Origin of the sequence: Nakamurella endophytica, from assembly GCF_014646215.1 — a bacterium.
Taxonomy (GTDB): domain Bacteria; phylum Actinomycetota; class Actinomycetes; order Mycobacteriales; family Nakamurellaceae; genus Nakamurella; species Nakamurella endophytica.
This window is the reverse complement of record NZ_BMNA01000005.1, coordinates 79,226-96,643: the sequence shown is the minus strand read 5'-3', so window position 1 is coordinate 96,643 and position 17,418 is coordinate 79,226. Positions and strand designations below refer to the sequence as shown.

The 17,418-nt window shown below is 75.0% G+C and carries 16 protein-coding genes; 10 read left to right on the top strand and 6 right to left on the bottom strand.

The window, feature by feature from the left end:
- The first annotated feature begins 70 nt into the window (after window positions 1-70).
- Both IEY37_RS14085 and IEY37_RS14080 read left to right on the top strand, forming a co-directional pair.
- A complete protein-coding gene (locus IEY37_RS14085) occupies window positions 71-1,150 on the top strand; it encodes a transporter substrate-binding domain-containing protein (protein ID WP_188942591.1) in 1,080 nt (359 codons plus the stop codon).
- A 183-nt stretch (window positions 1,151-1,333) separates the two neighbouring features.
- Window positions 1,334-1,915, top strand: coding sequence for a YybH family protein (locus IEY37_RS14080; protein ID WP_188942588.1), 582 nt, complete (start codon window positions 1,334-1,336; stop codon window positions 1,913-1,915).
- Window positions 1,916-1,990: 75 nt separating this feature from the next.
- Here IEY37_RS14080 and IEY37_RS14075 read toward each other — a convergent pair whose 3' ends face one another.
- Window positions 1,991-3,817, bottom strand: coding sequence for a hypothetical protein (locus tag IEY37_RS14075; protein ID WP_188942586.1), 1,827 nt, complete (start codon window positions 3,815-3,817; stop codon window positions 1,991-1,993).
- A 462-nt stretch (window positions 3,818-4,279) separates the two neighbouring features.
- Between IEY37_RS14075 and tig the strand changes: the two genes are divergently transcribed.
- From tig to clpX, 4 genes are all read left to right on the top strand, one after another.
- Window positions 4,280-5,758 carry a trigger factor gene (tig, locus tag IEY37_RS14070; RefSeq protein ID WP_188942584.1) on the top strand — a complete coding sequence of 493 codons (1,479 nt, stop codon included), beginning with the start codon at window positions 4,280-4,282 and terminating at the stop codon, window positions 5,756-5,758.
- Between the two features lie 272 nt (window positions 5,759-6,030).
- Window positions 6,031-6,642 carry an ATP-dependent Clp protease proteolytic subunit gene (locus IEY37_RS14065; protein ID WP_188942864.1) on the top strand — a complete coding sequence of 204 codons (612 nt, stop codon included), beginning with the start codon at window positions 6,031-6,033 and terminating at the stop codon, window positions 6,640-6,642.
- Window positions 6,643-6,715: 73 nt separating this feature from the next.
- Window positions 6,716-7,381: an ATP-dependent Clp protease proteolytic subunit gene (locus tag IEY37_RS14060; RefSeq protein ID WP_188942582.1), complete on the top strand. Its 666-nt coding sequence runs from the start codon at window positions 6,716-6,718 to the stop codon at window positions 7,379-7,381.
- A 350-nt stretch (window positions 7,382-7,731) separates the two neighbouring features.
- The gene (gene clpX, locus IEY37_RS14055; protein ID WP_188942580.1) at window positions 7,732-9,000 is read left to right on the top strand and encodes an ATP-dependent Clp protease ATP-binding subunit ClpX; all 1,269 of its coding nucleotides are present in this window, start codon (window positions 7,732-7,734) and stop codon (window positions 8,998-9,000) included.
- A gap of 136 nt (window positions 9,001-9,136) precedes the next feature.
- Here the strand turns inward: clpX and IEY37_RS14050 are convergent, their stop codons facing one another.
- The 4 genes from IEY37_RS14050 to IEY37_RS14035 form a co-directional block, all read right to left on the bottom strand.
- Window positions 9,137-10,237: an LLM class flavin-dependent oxidoreductase gene (locus tag IEY37_RS14050; RefSeq protein WP_188942578.1), complete on the bottom strand. Its 1,101-nt coding sequence runs from the start codon at window positions 10,235-10,237 to the stop codon at window positions 9,137-9,139.
- Between the two features lie 41 nt (window positions 10,238-10,278).
- Window positions 10,279-11,127 carry a formate dehydrogenase accessory sulfurtransferase FdhD gene (fdhD, locus tag IEY37_RS14045; protein ID WP_188942576.1) on the bottom strand — a complete coding sequence of 283 codons (849 nt, stop codon included), beginning with the start codon at window positions 11,125-11,127 and terminating at the stop codon, window positions 10,279-10,281.
- A 61-nt stretch (window positions 11,128-11,188) separates the two neighbouring features.
- Window positions 11,189-11,668 carry a GNAT family N-acetyltransferase gene (locus IEY37_RS14040; protein WP_188942574.1) on the bottom strand — a complete coding sequence of 160 codons (480 nt, stop codon included), beginning with the start codon at window positions 11,666-11,668 and terminating at the stop codon, window positions 11,189-11,191.
- A 136-nt stretch (window positions 11,669-11,804) separates the two neighbouring features.
- Window positions 11,805-12,566 (bottom strand): hypothetical protein, encoded by a 762-nt coding sequence (locus IEY37_RS14035; RefSeq protein WP_188942572.1) that lies wholly within the window; start codon window positions 12,564-12,566, stop codon window positions 11,805-11,807.
- Window positions 12,567-12,831: 265 nt separating this feature from the next.
- On the opposite strand from IEY37_RS14035, the gene recO reads away from it, so the two are divergent.
- Genes recO through IEY37_RS14015 form a run of 4 tightly spaced genes read left to right on the top strand, consistent with a single transcriptional unit; the run spans window position 12,832 to window position 16,479 of the window.
- The gene (recO, locus tag IEY37_RS14030; RefSeq protein WP_188942570.1) at window positions 12,832-13,737 is read left to right on the top strand and encodes a DNA repair protein RecO; all 906 of its coding nucleotides are present in this window, start codon (window positions 12,832-12,834) and stop codon (window positions 13,735-13,737) included.
- On the top strand, window positions 13,734-14,510 hold the full coding sequence (locus IEY37_RS14025; RefSeq protein WP_188942568.1) for an isoprenyl transferase: 777 nt from the start codon (window positions 13,734-13,736) through the stop codon (window positions 14,508-14,510). Before recO ends, IEY37_RS14025 begins: the two co-directional genes overlap by 4 nt.
- Window positions 14,507-15,526, top strand: a complete 1,020-nt coding sequence (locus IEY37_RS14020) for a permease (RefSeq protein WP_229674437.1) — start codon at window positions 14,507-14,509, stop codon at window positions 15,524-15,526. The genes IEY37_RS14025 and IEY37_RS14020 overlap by 4 nt, the downstream gene beginning before the upstream one ends.
- Window positions 15,517-16,479, top strand: coding sequence for a TIGR03943 family putative permease subunit (locus IEY37_RS14015; protein ID WP_188942566.1), 963 nt, complete (start codon window positions 15,517-15,519; stop codon window positions 16,477-16,479). The genes IEY37_RS14020 and IEY37_RS14015 overlap by 10 nt, the downstream gene beginning before the upstream one ends.
- 48 nt (window positions 16,480-16,527) lie before the next feature.
- On the opposite strand, the gene IEY37_RS14010 is transcribed toward IEY37_RS14015, so the two are convergent.
- The gene (locus IEY37_RS14010; protein ID WP_188942564.1) at window positions 16,528-17,409 is read right to left on the bottom strand and encodes a TIGR01777 family oxidoreductase; all 882 of its coding nucleotides are present in this window, start codon (window positions 17,407-17,409) and stop codon (window positions 16,528-16,530) included.
- Window positions 17,410-17,418: the final 9 nt, after the last annotated feature.

Genomic DNA, 17,418 nt, shown 5'->3' with positions numbered 1-17,418 from the left:
CGGGAACGGCCGGCCCGCCACCGGGCCGCGCCGGCGCGCGGGATGTCCGCGGCGGAGATCGGGGGACCGGGTGCACCGTCGTCGCCGTCCGGGTCGGCTGCTCGGCTCCGCGCTCGCCGCCTGCAGCGTGGCCGCCCTCCTCGCCGGCTGCGCCACCCCCGCCGCCACCCAGACCGCCGGCGCCGCCGCCGGCTCGGTCACGCCCGCCGCCGTCGTGGCGACGGGGTCCGGCAGCGCCCCGGCGTCCGACCCGGACCCGACCCGCCCGGTGACGCCGGCATCCGCCGGGACCACGGCGCGCACCACTGCGCCCGGCACTGCGTCCACCACCGCGCCCACCACTGCGCTCGGCAGCCCCACGGGATCCGCCACCGTCGCGGCGCCGACCACCGGCGCCGGGGCGACGTCCGCGCCGCTGCCGGGCTGCGTCCTAGGGGAGCTGCCGACCGCCGTGCCGGGCCGGCTCACCTTCGGCACCGGCCGCGCCCCCGCCCGACCGTGGTTCGCCGGCGCGCCGGCGGCCGGCCAGGGCTTCGAGGCGGCGCTGGCGTACGCCGTCGCGGCGCGGCTCGGGTACCCGGCCGCAGCCGTCTCGTGGGTGACGGTCGATCCGGCGGCGGCGCAGGCGGGCCGGACGCGGGGTGTCGACGCCGTGCTCGGCGAGTTCGTCGCCCCCGACGTGCCCGGCGCCGCGGACCGCTGGTCGACCGGCTACTTCCCGGTCACCGACACCGTCGTGACGGCTCCGGGGACCCGGATGGCGCGCTCCCTGGCGGCGCTGCGGTCGGTGCGGGTCGGCGCCACCGCTGCCGGCACCGCCGCCACCAGCGCGGCCAGCGCCACGGGGCGCGCGCCGGTGCGCTACGGGTCCGCGGCGGCCGCGCTCGCCGCGCTGCGCTCGGGTGCCGTCCGCGCCGCCGTGCTGGACAGCCCCACAGCCCTGCGGGAAGCCGCCGCCGGCCGGGTGGCGGTGCTCGGCCAGCTGCCCGCCGGACCGTGGCAGCCGCCGCAGCTGGCCATGGCCGTGCCCGGCGCCGCCGGCGTCCGCGCCTGCGTGTCCGCGGCCATCGACACCTTGCGCGCCGAACGGCGTCTGGACGCCCTGGCCGCCCGCTGGCTGCCCGCGGCCGCCCTGACCCCGCTGCGCTGACCCGTCCGGGCGCGATCCGTCGGCCGCGGTCCGTCCCGGGCGGGTCCGTCCGGTCTCGCTCCGGCCGGTGCGGGGCGCGCCGGCACGGGACCCGAGCGGCCGTCGCTCCGATGTAGAGGTGCGGCGCCCGGCGGCGACCTCGGGGTGGGCCCGCACCGGGCGGGCGCACCGAGAGGAGCACCGATGACCCACACCGCACCAGCCCCGGCGACGGTCGGTCCGACGGACCGCGGCACCCGTGACCGCGCCACGGATGCCCGTACCGAGGGGACCCCGCAGCACCCGGCACCGACCTCGGCCCCGGATCACGCGGCGGACGTGGCGGACGTCCGCCGGCTCGTCCAGGACCGGGCCGCCGCGTTCCGCGCCGGCGACGCCGAGCGGCTGGTGGCCGACCTGCTGCCCGACGCCGTGCTCTTCACCCTCGCCCCGCCGCTGGCCCAACCGGCCGCCGCCGCACACGACGTCGGGGCGCTGCGGGCGTGGTTCGCGGGCCACGGCGGCCGGGTCGGCTACGAGGTCACCGACCTGGTCGTGCGCATCGACGGCGACCTCGCGCTCTGCCACAGCATCGACCGGATGGGCGCACCCGACGACACCCCCGGGCACCGGTTCGACCTGTGGTTCCGGACGACGCTCGGGCTGTGCCGGGTCGGCGGGCGCTGGCGGGTCGCCCACCAGCACCAGTCGACGCCGTTCCACATGGACGGCAGCTTCCGTGCCGCCGTCGACCTGCGACCGGGATCGGACGGCGATCAGGGCTGAACCCGGGTCCGGCAGCGACGCCCCGGGACCGGGTGGCCGGCGGCGCTCCCGGCTCCGCGGGCAGCCGGCTGCCGGTCAGCGCAGCAGGTTGCCGTACGGGTACCCGGACCCGGCGCGGTTGATGGTGGCCTGGGCGACCGGCACGAAGAACTGCTCGCCGCCGTACGGCGCCCAGGACGGCACGTAGTGCGGGACGCCGGCCAGGATGCGGTAGATCTTCGACCCCGGCCGGCCCTGCACGAACGTGCCCGGCAACGGGTACCGGCGCAGGTGCGCCCACTGGGCGGCCGTGCTGCCGGCGTTCACGATGGCCGCCGGGTGCACGTCCGCCGTCGGCCGCGGGCCACCGAACACCGACCAGGACGGTACGTACAGGGGCGCGCCACCGGCGACGCGGAACACCGCGCCGGTGTCCGGGCGCCGCAGGAAGGTGCCGTCCAGCGGGTAGCGCCGGAGGTGGTTCCAGACGCCGGCCTGACCGGCGTGTGCAAAGGCGGCGGGATCCAGGGCCACCGTCGCCCGCGGCCCGCCGAACACCCCCCACGACGACACGAACAGCGGCGCTCCGCCGGCGATCCGGTACACCGAGCCGTCCCGGGCCGACGAGACGAAGGTGTTGTCGGCGACCACCGCGCGCAGGTGCGCCCACACTCCGGTGCCGCCGGCGTGGGCGACCGCGGCCGGGTGGACCAGCACGGCGGGCTGCTCCCGGTGGAACGGGGCCCAGCTGGACACGTACACCGGCGCGCCGCCGGCCACCCGGAAGACCTGCCCGGTGCCGGCGGCCCGCAGGAAGGTGCCGTCGGCCGGTATCCGCCGCAGCCGGTCCCACTGCGCGGTGGTGATCCGCCGGGCGGTCCGCGGCGTCCCGAACGGTCCCCACGACGAGACGGCCAGCGGCGCGCCGCCGGCGAGCACGAAGACGCCCCCGGTGCGCGGGTCGTGCACGAAGTCGCCGTCGCGCAGCGGCGCCGGCGGGGGCGGGGCCGCCGGCGCGGTGCTGGAGCCCTGCACCAGCCGGGCGGCGTTGGTGGCCGTCGCCCGCATGGGGTCGGGGTAGCTGTTGCTCAGCTGCAGCACCGCGACGAAGTAGCGGTCGGTGTAGCCGACGGAGTGGATGGCGCAGCTGCGCGCGGTCCAGAAGCTGTCGCAGCCCCAGCCCTGCTTGGAGCCGTGGGTGCCGGACAGGGCGTTGAGGCCGAAGTGCTGGTCGAAGCCGTCGGAACCGCTGGGCGCGGTCTGCGCCATCACCGGCAGCAGCCACGGACCGACGGCACCGTCGCGGGACGCGCGGAACAGGAAGATGGTCATGTCGTGCGCGGTGATCCGCGCGGCGCCCCAGTGCCCGGCGCGGTCGGTGGCGTTGCCCGTCGCATCCAACCCGTACCGGGCGGCGATCGTCGGGATGGCGTTGGCCGAGAACAGCGCGCTGGCGGTGGCGTCGTCCGAGTACCGCAGCATGTAGCTCAACCGCGACAGCACGTCGGACGGGGTGCTGCGGTAGCCGCCGTAGAGCACCAGGTAGTAGGACGCCAGCAGCAGCTTCATCACCGACTCCGAGGCGCGCTGCGAGCCGGCGTCGCCGGTCTGCGCCAGGACCCGCCCGGTGGAGCGGTCGACCACGCTGATCGAGGCACTCACCCCCTGGGCGGCCGCCGTGGCCGCCGCCGCGGAGACCGCGGACGACGGGGTCCGCGCGGCCAGCAGGGTGGTCAGCCCCCCGGCGACGGGGGAGACGGTCGCGGGCGCGCCGCCGGCACGGACGGATCGGGCCGGGGACACCGGACCCGCGGCGGCCGCTCCGGCCGGCACGGCCCGCGCCGCGGCGAGCGGGGTCGGCGCGGCCGGACCGGCGCCGGCCGGGTGAGCCGCGGTGACCGAGAGCACCAGGGCGAGCGCCACCGCCGCGGCCGGCGCGGTGCCGCCCGTCCTACGGTGACCCGCGGCCCCGTCCGGCCGGGGACCCCGGGCACGGCCCGTCCCGTCCCCGCGACGTCCGAACCCCGTGCTGCGCACCGCCATGTGCCGCCCCTTCCGTCCCGGACCGCCGGCGCCCGGTGGCGTGCGCAGATGGTAGGCCGCGGCCGGGACGGCACGGCGCCGGCGTGGCGACCGGGTGCACCGTCCGACCCGGCTGCCGGGGCCGCCACCGGTCCCGGGTGGCCTAGACTCGCCGGTGGCGACCACCCGTGACGCCGCAGGTCGCCCCCGGCCGCGGTCGCGCGGGCCTGCCCAGCTCAGGGCCCCGGTGCACGCGCCGGCGTCGCCGCCCCCGCGGGCGGCGGCGGTCCACGGGCCGGTCGCAGCGCCCGAACCCCACCCCGTCCGACACCGGCCGGACACGCCCCGAGAGGTCCCATTTCCGTGAAGAGCACCGTCGAGCACGTGAACCCCACCCGGGTGAAGTTGTCCGTGGAGGTACCGTTCGACGAGCTGAAGCCGCACTTCGACAAGGCCTACGGCGCGCTCGCTGGGCAGGTGCGGATCCCCGGTTTCCGCCCGGGGAAGGTGCCGGCGCGCATCCTCGACGCCCGCCTGGGCCGCGGCGCGATCCTGTCCGAGGTCGTGAACGACGCCGTCCCGGTCAAGTACGGCCAGGCCGTCAGCGAGGCCGCGCTCAACGTGCTGGGACAGCCGGAGATCGAGGTCACCCGGATCGACGACAACGACACCCTGGCGTTCACCGCCGAGGTCGACGTCCGCCCCGACATCCAGCTGCCGGACCTGGACGACGTCACGGTCGAGGTCGACGACGTCGAGGTGGCCGACGCCGACATCGACGAGCAGGTCGAGGCGCTGCGGGACCGCTTCGCGACCGTCACGACGGTCGACCGACCGGCGGCCGAGGGCGACACCGTCACCATCGACCTGCGCGCCGAGACCGACGGCGAGCCGATCCCGGACGCCACCGCGGACGCGATGACCTACCGCGTCGGCTCCGACGATCTGGTCACCGGCCTCGACGAGGCCGTCACCGGGCTGTCGGCGGGCGAGTCCACCACCTTCGCCACCGAGCTGGTCGCCAGCGAGTACGCCGGCCGCTCGGCCGACGTGACAGTGACGGTCACCGCCGTCTCCGAGCGAGTGCTGCCTGAGGTCGACGACGACTTCGCGCAGCTGGCCAGCGAGTTCGACACCGTCGAGGAGCTGCGGCAGGACCTCGCGCAGCGGATCCGCCGGGTCAAGGAGCTGCAGCAGGGCAGCCAGGCCCGCGACCGGGTGCTGGACGCGCTGCTGGACCGCACCGACATCCCCGCCCCCGAGGCGATCGTCCAGTCCGAGTACGAGGCGCGGCAGCACGACGCGGTGCACTCCTTCGACCACGACGAGGACGCGTTCAACCGGTACCTCGAGGGCGAGGGGCAGACCCGCGAGGAATTCGATGCCGAGACGCGCACTGCTGCCGAGAAGGCCGTGCAGACCCAGCTGCTGCTGGACGCGCTGGCCGACGCCCAGGGCGTGGGCGTCGACCAGGAGGAGTTCACCGAGCGGCTGATCTACAACGCGCAGCGGTTCGGGGTGTCGCCCGACGAGTACTTCCAGCGGCTGCAGGAGGCCAACCAGCTCGGCGCCGTGCTGGCCGACGTGCGTCGCGGCAAGGCGCTCGCCGGTGCGGTGCAGCGCGCGACGGTCACCGACAGCTCCGGCAACCCGCTCGACGTCGCGGCCCTGTTCGGCATCGAGGAGGTCACCGAGGCCGAGGCCGACGATGTGACCGAGGCCGACGATGTGACCCAGGCCGTCGATGTCGTCGAGGGCGATGTGGTGGAGCCGGCGGCCGACGGCGTGGTCGAGGCGGACGCCGCGGACGTCACCGACGGCGAGGACGCGCCGCAGCGCTGACCTGAGCGGGCCCCGGACCGGCGCCCCGCGCGGGACGCCGACCGGGACCGGCGGCTCACGCCGTCAGCGAACACCTGCCGGACACTCCCTCGGCGCTCCGGCCCCGTCGTTACTGTCGGTGGTGCGGCGGGATCCGCGAGGACCCGCCGCCCGTTACGACGAACCTGTCAGGAGACCTTGTGAGCCGTCACCCGCACCTCGGCGCCCCGTCCGGCATCCGGGCCGCACTCGACCCCTTGGAGTCCGTCGCCCCGGGCCTGGGTCGTGCGGTGATGCGCGGCACGCCGGGCATGTCCCTCACCGACTCGGTCTCCGAGCGCCTGCTCCGCGAGCGGATCATCATCCTGGGCTCGGAGGTCCGGGACACCAACGCCAACGAGATCACCGCGCAGCTGCTGCTGCTGGCCGCTGAGGATCCCGAGAAGGACATCACCCTCTACATCAACTCGCCGGGCGGCAGCGTCACCGCGGGCATGGCGATCTACGACACGATGATGCTCATCGAGCCGGACGTCGCCACCACGGCCATGGGTCTGGCCGCCTCGATGGGGCAGTTCCTGCTCACCGCCGGCGCCAAGGGCAAGCGTGCGGCACTGCCGCACACCCGGATCCTGATGCACCAGCCCAGCGCCGGCGTCGGCGGGACCGCGGCCGATATCGCGATCCAGGCCGACATGCTGACCAAGAGCAAGCAGGAGCTCACCGAGCTGCAGGCCCTGCACACCGGCCAGCCGATCGAGCGGATCGCCGCGGACCAGGACCGCGACCGCTGGTTCACCGCCCAGGAGGCCCTGGAGTACGGCTTCATCGACAAGGTGGTCAGCCGCGCGGCCGAGGCGCCGAACGCCGCCGCCGCCGGCGGCAACGAGCCCGCGGGGTCGTGACGCGCGGCGCCGTGCACCCGGCGCCGACCCCGACCGGTCCGCAACCCTTCCACGAGCGAGCAAGGACGCACCCATGGCCCACCTCTCCGCCGGCGACTACCCGTCCGGCGCAGCCCACGGCAACGCGCTGGCGTTGCCGCAGTCCCGCTACATCCTCCCGTCCTTCGTCGAGCGCACCAGCTATGGCGTCAAGGAGTCGAACCCGTACAACAAGCTCTTCGAGGAGCGGATCATCTTCCTCGGGGTGCAGATCGACGACGCGTCCGCCAACGACGTGATGAGCCAGCTGCTCGTCCTGGAGTCGCTGGACCCGGACCGCGAGATCATCATGTACATCAACTCGCCGGGTGGCTCGTTCACCTCGATGACGGCCATCTACGACACCATGCAGTTCATCCGCCCGCACATCCAGACCGTCTGCCTCGGGCAGGCCGCGTCGGCGGCGGCCGTGCTGCTGGCGGCCGGGACGGCGGGCCGCCGGCTGGCGCTGCCCAACTCCCGGGTGCTGATCCACCAGCCGGCCACCGAGGGCGTCTACGGCCAGGTGTCCGACCTGGAGATCCAGGCGCGGGAGATCGGCCGGATGCGGACCTCGCTGGAGGAGATCCTGTCCCGGCACTCGAACCGGACGCCGGAGCAGGTCCGCGCCGACATCGACCGGGACAAGATCCTCACCGCGCCGGAGGCCAAGGAGTACGGGCTCGTCGACGACGTGCTGGCCTACCGCAAGATGGAGTGAGCACGGACCGGGCACTGGGGTCCGTCGGCGGCCACCTCGGAAACGGTGCCGGATCGATGCCGGTCCGGCACCGTTTTCGGGTGGCGGCGGACCGCTCGCGGGCTAACCTGGACGGGTCCGGTCGCCCGGCGGTCCACCAGGCCACCGGTCACCGCGCAGTGGTCAGGGCGGGGACACCTCCACGCCCGTGTCGCACTCGGCATTAGCGGTCGCGCCGCCCCCGCAACGGGTAGCGTCGACCGTGCACGGCGGCCCGCCCGGCGGGACCGCCACCCACACCCGACCCACCACCAGAACCACTGCGGGCGCCCGGCACGGCCGGCGCCCCACCGCGGCGATCGAGAGGGGCCATGGCGCGTATCGGCGACGGGGGTGACCTGCTCAAGTGCTCCTTCTGCGGGAAGAGCCAGAAGCAGGTCCGCAAGCTGATCGCCGGCCCCGGCGTGTACATCTGCGACGAGTGCATCGACCTCTGCAACGAGATCATCGAGGAAGAACTCGCCGAGACGACCGACGTCAAGCTCGACGAGCTGCCGAAGCCGACGGCCATCCGCGAGTACCTGGATCAGTACGTCATCGGCCAGGACACCGCCAAGAAGGCCCTGTCGGTGGCGGTCTACAACCACTACAAGCGGATCCAGGCCGGCCCCGAACGCGGGTCCGAGCACGTCGAGCTGGCCAAGTCGAACATCCTGATGCTCGGCCCCACCGGGTGCGGCAAGACCTACCTGGCGCAGACCCTGGCCAAGATGCTCAACGTGCCGTTCGCCATCGCGGACGCCACGGCGCTGACCGAGGCTGGGTACGTCGGCGAGGACGTCGAGAACATCCTGCTCAAGCTGATCCAGGCCGCCGACTACGACGTCAAGCGGGCCGAGACCGGCATCGTCTACATCGACGAGGTCGACAAGATCGCCCGCAAGTCGGAGAACCCGTCGATCACCCGGGACGTGTCCGGCGAGGGCGTCCAGCAGGCGCTGCTCAAGATCCTCGAGGGCACCCAGGCGTCGGTGCCGCCGCAGGGCGGCCGCAAGCACCCGCACCAGGAGTTCATCCAGATCGACACGACGAACGTGCTGTTCATCGTGGCCGGCGCGTTCGCCGGGCTCGACAAGATCGTCGCCGAGCGGGTCGGCAAGCGCGGGCTGGGCTTCGGCGCGGAGATCCGCTCCAAGTTCGACATCGACGCCTCGGACATCTTCGCCGACGTCATGCCCGAGGACCTGATCAAGTTCGGGCTCATCCCGGAGTTCATCGGCCGGCTGCCCGTGGTGGCGTCCGTGACGCACCTGGACAAGGACTCGCTGGTCAAGATCCTCACCGAGCCGCGGGACGCGCTGTCCAAGCAGTACCAGCGGCTGTTCGAGATGGACGGCGTGACGCTGGAGTTCCATCCCGACGCGCTGGAGGCGATCGCCGACGAGGCGATCCTCCGCGGCACCGGCGCCCGCGGCCTCCGGGCGATCATGGAAGAGGTCCTGCTGCCGGCCATGTACGAGGTGCCGGGCCGGGACGACGTCGAGCGCGTCGTCGTGACGGCGGAGACGGTGCGCTCCAACGTGTACCCGACGATCGTCCCGCGGCCGCCCAAGCGCACGCCCCGGGAGAAGTCGGCCTGACCGGCCCGTGCCTCCGACCGGACCGGCCCCGGACGGCGTCCGTCGGGAACGGCTGGATGCCGGGTCCTGCACGCCCGTGACCCGCGGATGACGCGGCGGCGGTGACCGGCGAACCGGCCACCGCATGGCGTCGGCGTCAGCTCACCGCGGGCAGCGGCACCAGGTCGTCCGCTGGGTCCTTCGCCGGGGTCATCCCGAACCGCTGGGCCACCAGTTCGTACGAGCGCCGGCGGACCTCGGGGCCGTGCACCCGGCTGGTGATCATCAGCTCCTGGACGCCGTACCGGGCGGCCAGCGCCCGCAGCCCCTCGGCGACCTGGTCGGCGTCACCGACGACCTCGGTGGTTCCCATCGCCGCGAGCAGGTCGCGTTCGGCCGGGCTGTACGGGTAGGCAGCGGCCTGCTCGGGCGTCGGCGTCCGTTCCAACCGGCCGCTGCGCAGCAGCAGCATGGACAACGCGCCGGCACCGGCCTGGTAGCGGGCCTCGTCCTCGGTGTCGGCCGCGAGCGCGGTGACGCCGATCATGGCGTAGGGCTCGGCGAGGCCGTCCGGGGCCGACGACGGCCGGAACGAGGAGCGATAGACGTCCAGGGCCGCGCCCGTGGCACCGCCGGCGCCGGCGAAGTGGTGCGCGAAGGCGAACGGCAGCCCCAGCCGGCCAGCCAGCCGGGCCGAGTAGTCGGACGAACCCAGCAGCCAGATCGGCACGGCGGGGAACGGACCGGCCTTGATCCGGGAGAACGGGTGGTCGGCCGGGAAGTCGCCGGCCAGGAAGTGGCGCAGCTCGGCGAGCCGGTCCGCCATGTCCTGGTCGGGGTCCACGGACAGCCGCCGCAGGGCGAAGGAGGTCACCTGGTCGCTGCCGGGAGCCCGGCCCAGCCCGAGGTCGATCCGGTCGGGGTGCAGCGCGGCCAGCGTCCCGAACTGCTCGGCCACCACCAGCGGCGCGTGGTTCGGCAGCATCACGCCGCCCGATCCCAGCCGGATCGTGTCCGTCGCTGCGGCCAGGTGGGCCAGCAGCACCGGCGGCGACGACGAGGCGACCGCGGGGATGCCGTGGTGCTCGGCGACCCAGAACCGGTGGTAGCCCCACCGTTCGGTCTGGACCGCCAGCTCCGTGGTGGCCCGGAGGGCGTCGGCCACGGTCTGGCCGGCACCCACGGACGCCAGGTCCAGCACGGACAGTCGCAGGTCGCCGGCGGGCCGGTCGGACGCGTCGGTCGCGGGGTGGGTCACGGGGTGGATCTCCTCTGCTGCTCCGGCTCCGGACAGCGGGATCACCCGGCGGCGCCGGCGACCCGCTCGGGAGCGCTGTAGACGTTGAAGCCGTCCGCCCGGGTGAAACCCACGAGCGTCATCCCGGATTCCGCCGCCAGCTGCACCGCCAGGGACGACGGCGCCGAGACGGCGACCAGCACGGCGATCCCGGCCATCAGGGCCTTCTGCACCAGCTCGTAGCTGGCCCGGGAACTGGTCAGCAGCGCCTGACCGCCGGCCGGCAGCTCGCCGGCGCGCAGCGCCGCGCCGAGCACCTTGTCCACCGCGTTGTGCCGTCCGACGTCCTCCCGGACGTGGGACAGCGTGCCGTCCGGCGCCGCCAGCGCGGCGGCGTGCAGGCCGCCGGTGCGGCGGAAGGTCTGCTGCCGGGCCCGCAGCAGGTCCGGCAGCCGGGCGAGCAGGCGCGGGTCGAACACCGGGGCGGCCACCGGCAGCGGGTGGCGCATGCGGACGTGCAACGCCTCGATGCCGGACTTGCCGCAGACGCCGCAGGACGAGGTGGTGGTGAAGCCGCGCACCGCGCCGGACAGCGCGTCCGCCACCCGTTCCGCCGGCACCTCGGGGGAGAGCGAGACGTCCAGCACGTTGTAGGTCTGCCGGCCCTCGTCGTCGACCCCGTCGCAGTAGCGGGCGACGCTGACGTCCGCGGCGGTGACGAGCACCCCCTCGGCGTGCAGGAACCCGTGCACGAGGTCCAGGTCGTGACCCGGGGTCCGCATCGTCAGGGTGACCTGCCGGCCGTCGACCCGGAGCTCGAGCGGCTCCTCGCCGGCCACCGAGTCCGGGCGGGACACGAAGGTCTCCCCGGTCCAGCGGCGGATCGGTGCCCGCACGACGACTCGGCTCACCCCGCCAGCATGCCAGCGGCCCGGCGACGGGCGGCGGCCGGACCGCCCGGCGCGCGGCGTCCTAGCGGCGGACCATCCGGATCTCCAGGATGCCCTGGGAGTCCAGGCGCTCCTCGCCGTCCGGGATGAAGTCGTGGTGCACGTAGAAGGCGCTGGCCCGCGGGTTGTCGCGGTACACCCACAGCGACGCCGGGTGGGAGTCGACCGCGGCCTCGAGCAGCTCGTCGGCGAGCCCCGAGCCCTGGTGCTCCCGGCGCACGTAGATGGCGTACAGCTCGCGGTCGACGGGCGCCGGGTCGTCGCGGTTCGGTCCGGCGATGGCGATGCCGATGACGGCGCCGTCGAGCTCGGCCATCAGGTGGTCCGCGGTCCCGGCCTCGATCTCCTTGCGGCGGCGCTGCGCCAGCCGGACCGGGTCGATCTCGGCGAACCGCTCCGGGCCCCAGATGTCTCCGTACGCCTCGCGCCAGCACGCCAGATGACACGCCGCGAAGGCCTCGGCGTCATCGGGCGTCGCCCTGCGGACGGTCGGAGTGCTCATCTGCCCACCTCTGGCTCAGGGGTCGACGCCCCCGCTGAGCACCACGAGGACGGCGCGGATACCCCGGTCACGCGCAGGATCAGGCTAGTGCACCGGAAAGCCCGGTCCGGCCGCCCCGGTCCGCCGGCGGACCGGCTCAGGACGACCCGGTGACGGCGGCGTAGGCGGCGTCGGTGAGCGCCAGCATCTGCCGCTGGCCGTCGGTGCCCTGGCCGTTCCCGTAGACCCAGATCGAGGCCGCGTCGCCCGACCGGTGACAGGCCGCGGTCAGCACCTTCTCCGGGTCGACGGTCTTGCCGGCGACGACCGTCTGCGTCTGCACCACCAGGCACTCGGCGTCCCCGACGCGGGAGACCGCCTGCGGGAGCGCCGCCAGCCGGAGGTCGGCCGGATCCCCGACCGGCCCGTTGAGCAGGTCGGGACTGGGCGCGCGCACGGCGATCACCGTCGGGGTGACCTCGAGCCGGTCGTCGGCGTACAGGCGCACCGCGGTGGCGGCACCGCCGAAGGCGCGCTGGTACGCCTCGGTGGTCCGGGCGACGGTGTGCTCGATGCGGCTCCGCTGGGCCTGGGCCTGGGTCGACGACCCGCTCCGCTCGCCCATCACCGCCTGGACGTCGCGGAAGCCGGCGAGCGAGTCGGGCAGGGTGATCGGCCGGGTGTCCGGGGCCGGCGTCGCGGCGGACGTCGACGATCCCCAGTGCGCCGCGCCGGTGAGCAGCAGCACGGCGCCCACCACCACCGCCACGGCGACGCCGACGGCCACGCCCGCCAGGAGCGGGCCGGTGGACCGGCGCGGGGGCGGACCGGAGGGGGCGGAGGGGTACGGGCCCTGCGGTCCGTACCCGCCGTACGGCTGCGGTGGCTGCTGTCCCGAGGGCGGCCAGTGCTGCGACATGGCGACGATGGTGGCAGGCGGCCGCCCGGTCCGCGGGCGATTTGCACGACTCGTTCGGTCGCCGCCGGTCGGGGCCGGGACGCCTCGTGCGTGCACCGGACGGACGAGCACCGGACGGGCACCGGACGGGCGAGGACGACCGCCACGGCTCACGGTCGCCCGGTCACGGGCCGCCGTCCTGGATGCCTTCCACCTGCGTCCGTGGCCCGGCAGGCGCGAGGCCGACCTCCCCGGACGGGGCCGCCCGCGGTGGCACGATGGTCGCGTGACGGTCTACCGCGACTCCGGGGTGGTGTTGCGGGTGACCAAGCTCGGCGAGGCCGACCGCATCGTCACGCTGCTGACCCGCCGGGAGGGCCGGGTGCGCGCGGTGGCCAAGGGCGTGCGTCGCACCCGGAGCAAGTTCGGCGCCCGGTTGGAACCGTTCAGCCACGTCGACCTGCAGCTGTACCGGGGCCGCAACCTCGACATCGTCACCCAGGCCGTCACCCTCGACCCGTTCGGCCCGGCGCTCGCCGCCGACTACGGGCGCTACACCACCGCCACCGCCATGGCCGAGACCGCGGAGCGGCTCACCGGCGAGGAGCGGCAGCCGGCCCTGCGGCTGTACCTGTTGCTCGTCTCGGCGTTGCGGGCGCTGTCCGAGGGCGACCGGCCGGTGGAGCTGGTGCTCGATGCGTTCCTGCTGCGCTCGATGGGGTTGGCCGGCTGGGCGCCGGCGCTCACCGAGTGCGCACGCTGCGGGGAGCCCGGACCGCACGCCGCGTTCCACGTCCCGTCCGGCGGGGCGCTGTGCGGGTCGTGCCGGTCGCCGGGGTCCGCGCGGCCGTCGCCGGAGGCGCTGCAGCTGCTCGCCGACCTGGCCGACGGCGGCTGGGACGGTGCGCTGCGCAGCACCACCGGCACCCGGCGGGAGGCCGGGGGACTGGTCGCCGCGCTGCTGCAGTGGCACATGGAACGCGGGCTGCGCTCGCTGCCGCTGGTCGACCGGGGCGGACCGTCGGGACCGTCGGCGCCGCCAGCAGGCCGACCGGGCTCCACGGAGTCGGAACCGGACGCGCGGTCGGCGCCGTCCGCGGGGCCGGTGCAGCCAGACGTCGACGTGCTCGCGGCAGTCGATGCCGCGATGGCCGTGCCGGTCGACGCGGCGCCGTCGGGAGCGGGGCGGTGACCCGGGCGGTCGCCCGGCCCCGTCCCCACCCCAGCGGTGCGGTGCCGCCCGCGCTGCCACCGGCGGCGGTGCCGCGGCACGTCGCCCTGGTCATGGACGGCAACGGCCGCTGGGCCCGCGCGCGTGGGCTGCCCCGGACGGAGGGGCACCGGCGCGGCGAGGCGGCGCTGTTCGACGTCGTCGAGGGCGCCATCGAGCTCGGCGTGCGCCACCTGTCGGCCTACGCCTTCTCCACCGAGAACTGGAAGCGTTCGCCCGACGAGGTGCGGTTCCTGATGGGCTTCAACCGGGACGTCATCCGGCGCCGCCGGGACGAGATGCACGCCCTCGGCGTACGGGTCCGCTGGGCCGGCCGGCGGCCGCGGCTGTGGCGCAGTGTGATCCGCGAGCTGGAGGCCGCCGAGCAACTCACCGCCGGCAACGACGTCCTCACCCTGACCATGTGCGTCAACTACGGCGGGCGCGCGGAGATCGCCGACGCCGCGAAGGCCATCGCGATGGACGTCGCGGCCGGCCGGCTCGACCCGGGGAGAGTGGACGAGAAGGTGCTGGCGCGTTACCTCGACGAACCGGACATGCCCGATGTCGACCTGTTCCTGCGGTCCTCGGGGGAGCAGCGGACCAGCAACTTCCTGCTCTGGCAGTCGGCCTACGCCGAGATGGTGTTCCTCGACACGCTCTTCCCGGACTTCGACCGCCGCGACCTGTGGCGGGCGTGCGAGCTCTACGCCTCGCGACAGCGCCGCTTCGGCGGGGTGGAGGGCACGTCGTGACGTCGGTGCACCAGGACCGGGACACCGAACCGCCGGCCGGGACCGCCCACCGGCGGCGGTGGCGCCCCGGATCGCTGGAGATCCTCGGCCTGGTGCTGCTCCTGGCGCTGCTGCTGCGCGACCCGCTGCAGCGCTGGTCGAAGGTGCTGCCCAGCGGGTGGTCCACGGTCTTCGTCGCCATCTGCGTGCAGGCGACGCCGTTCCTGGTGCTGGGCGTGCTGGTCTCCGGGGTGATCGCGGCCTTCGTGCCCGCCCGCTTCTTCACCGCCGTGCTGCCGCGCCGGGCCGCGCTGGCGGTGCCGGTGGCAGGGGTGTGCGGCATCGCGCTGCCCGGGTGCGAGTGCGGGTCGGTGCCGATCGCCGACCGGCTGATGGACCGCGGGGTGCGGCCGTCCGCCGCACTGGCCTTCCTGCTGTCGGCGCCCGCCATCAACCCGGTGGTGCTGGTCGCGACGGCGGTGGCGTTCACGGCGGAACCCCGGATGGTGTGGGCGCGGCTGGTCGCCGGTCTGGCGACGGCGGTGGTGGTCGGCGGCGTGTGGGAGCGACTCGGTCGCCCAGAGTGGTTGCGACCGCGGGTGCGCCGGCCGGTCGGCGACGCGCAGGGCTGGCCGGCGTTCGTGGACGCCGTCCGCGGCGACTTCACGCAGGCCGCCGGCTTCCTGGTGATCGGCGCGGCGGCCGCCGCGACGCTGCAGACCGTGGTGCCGCGGGCCTTCATGGAGCACGTCGGCGGCTCGGTGGTGCTGAGCATCCTGGCGATGGCCGTGCTGGCGTTCGTGCTGGCGCTGTGCTCGGAGTCCGACGCCTTCGTCGCCGCGTCGTTCGCCACCATCCCGGTGGTGGGCAAGCTGGTCTTCCTGACCGTGGGGCCGGCGGTCGACGTCAAGCTGGTGGCCATGCAGTCCGGCACGTTCGGTCGACGGTTCGCGGTCCGGTTCGCGCCGCTGACGTTCGTCGTCGCGGTCGTCGTCGGGACGGTCACCGGGCTGCTGTTCTTCGGGGGGTGGCGGTGAACCGGCAGGCGCAGTCCGTGCTGATGGCCCTGGTCGGTGGGGTCCTGCTGGCGGTCACCGTCAGCGGCCGCTACACCTCCTACGTCAAGCCGGGCTTCGGGCCGCTGCTGCTGCTCGCCGGCGGCATCCTCGTGGTCGCCGGCGTGGCCGCGCTGCTGCTGTCCCTGCGCGACGACCGGCGCCGGCGTGCGGAGCACGGAGGGGTCCCCGCGGTCGCCGAGCCGGTCCCGGCCGTGGCCGCCGCGGCGGAGACCGGGCACGGGTCGACCGGTGCGGTCCCGGCGGGCGACGAGGCGGTGCTGCAGGGCGGTCACGGCCACGACCACGACCGGTCGCGGGCGCCGTGGTTGCTGCTGGCCCCGGTGCTGGTGCTGCTCGTCGTCGCGCCGCCCGCGCTGGGCGCCGAGGCGGTCACCCGCAACGCCGGATCGCAGGCCGTCGCCGGCATGGAGGCCGTGCAGCAGCCCAGCGGCGCCGGCGCGGAGGACGCCGCCGGCGGTACCAGCGGCGGCTACGCCTTCAACGACGGCAGCGGGCACGGCGAGGGCACGGCGGCCTTCGCCAAGCGCCGTCCCACCAAGCAGTTTCCACCGTTGCCGGCGGGCGAGGACCCCGCGATCGGTATCAAGGAGTTCGTGCTGCGGGCCCTCTACGACGCCGACGACTCGGTCGGCGACACCCCGGTCACGGTGGTCGGGTTCGTCGCCCCGGCCGGGGACGGCTGGACCGGCGGCTACTCGATCGCCCGGCTGGCGATCAGCTGCTGCGCCGCGGACGCGACGCCGATGCGGATCCACGTGGACGGCACTCCGCCGTACCCGGTCGACACCTGGGTGTCGGCGGTGGTCACCGCCCGGGCCGGCACCGCCGCCCAGGACAACGACTACGTCCCGGCAGCCGACGTGGTGTCGATGCAGCGGGTCACGCAGCCGGCTGATCCGTACGAGCACTGAGACGCAGGGGCACCGACCGAACGGGTACCGGCCGGCGCGGGCGCGGCTTCAGCCCAGCTCGGCACGGAGCGCGTCCGCCAGCTCCGGCCGGCGGAAGCGGTAGCCGGACTCTTCGAGGGCGACGGGCACCGCGCGCTGGCCGTGCAGGATCTCGTCGGCGAACGCGCCGACCACCAGGTGCAGCGCGACGCCCGGCACGATCCACGGCGTCGGCCGGTGCAGCGCCCGGCCGATCGCCCGGACCAGCTCGGCGTTGCGGACCGGCTCCGGCGCGCTGAGGTTGACCGCGCCGGCGACAGGCGTGTCGACGAGGTGGACGATCGCCGCCACCTCGTCCTCGATCGAGATCCACGGGCACCACTGCCGCCCGTCCCCGAGCCGCCCGCCGGCGCCCAGCCGGATCACGGTGTCCAGCTGGCCCAGCAGTCCCTCGCCACGACCGAGCACCAACCCGGTGCGCAGGTGCACGACGCGGACGCCGCCATCGGCGGCCGGAGCCGCTGCCCGCTCCCACCGCACGCAGACGCCGGCCAGGAAGCTGGTGCCTGCCGGCGCCAGCTCGTCCAGGCGCTCGTCGCCGCGGTGCCCGTAGTAGCCCACCGCCGACGCGTTGACCAGGGCGGGGACGCCGCGCTCCACGCAGGCGCCGGCCAGCAGCGCGGTCGGCCGCACCCGGGACGACAGGATGGTGTCGCGGTACGAGTCGGTCCACCGGTGGTCGCCCACCCCGGCGCCGCACAGGTTGATGACGGCGTCCGCGCCGTCGAGGACGGCGGCGTCGAACTCGCCGCCATCCGGGTCCCACCGCACCTCCGACGGGCCGCCCGGCGGCCGCCGCACCAGCGTGACGACCTCGTCGCCGCGCTCGCGGAGCGCGGCGACCAGCCGCGACCCGATGAACCCGCTGACCCCTGCGGCGACGATCCTCATGGCGTCCGG

Excerpts from the sequence above, each read along its gene's own strand:
- IEY37_RS14080 (WP_188942588.1), top strand. The coding sequence starts at position 1,334 with ATGACCCACACCGCACCAGCCCCGGCGACGGTCGGTCCGACGGACCGC.
- IEY37_RS14010 (WP_188942564.1), bottom strand. The coding sequence starts at position 17,409 with ATGAGGATCGTCGCCGCAGGGGTCAGCGGGTTCATCGGGTCGCGGCTG.
- IEY37_RS14040 (WP_188942574.1), bottom strand. The coding sequence starts at position 11,668 with ATGAGCACTCCGACCGTCCGCAGGGCGACGCCCGATGACGCCGAGGCC.
- IEY37_RS14065 (WP_188942864.1), top strand. The coding sequence starts at position 6,031 with ATGCGCGGCACGCCGGGCATGTCCCTCACCGACTCGGTCTCCGAGCGC.
- IEY37_RS14035 (WP_188942572.1), bottom strand. The coding sequence starts at position 12,566 with ATGTCGCAGCACTGGCCGCCCTCGGGACAGCAGCCACCGCAGCCGTAC.
- IEY37_RS14060 (WP_188942582.1), top strand. The coding sequence starts at position 6,716 with ATGGCCCACCTCTCCGCCGGCGACTACCCGTCCGGCGCAGCCCACGGC.
- clpX (WP_188942580.1), top strand. The coding sequence starts at position 7,732 with ATGGCGCGTATCGGCGACGGGGGTGACCTGCTCAAGTGCTCCTTCTGC.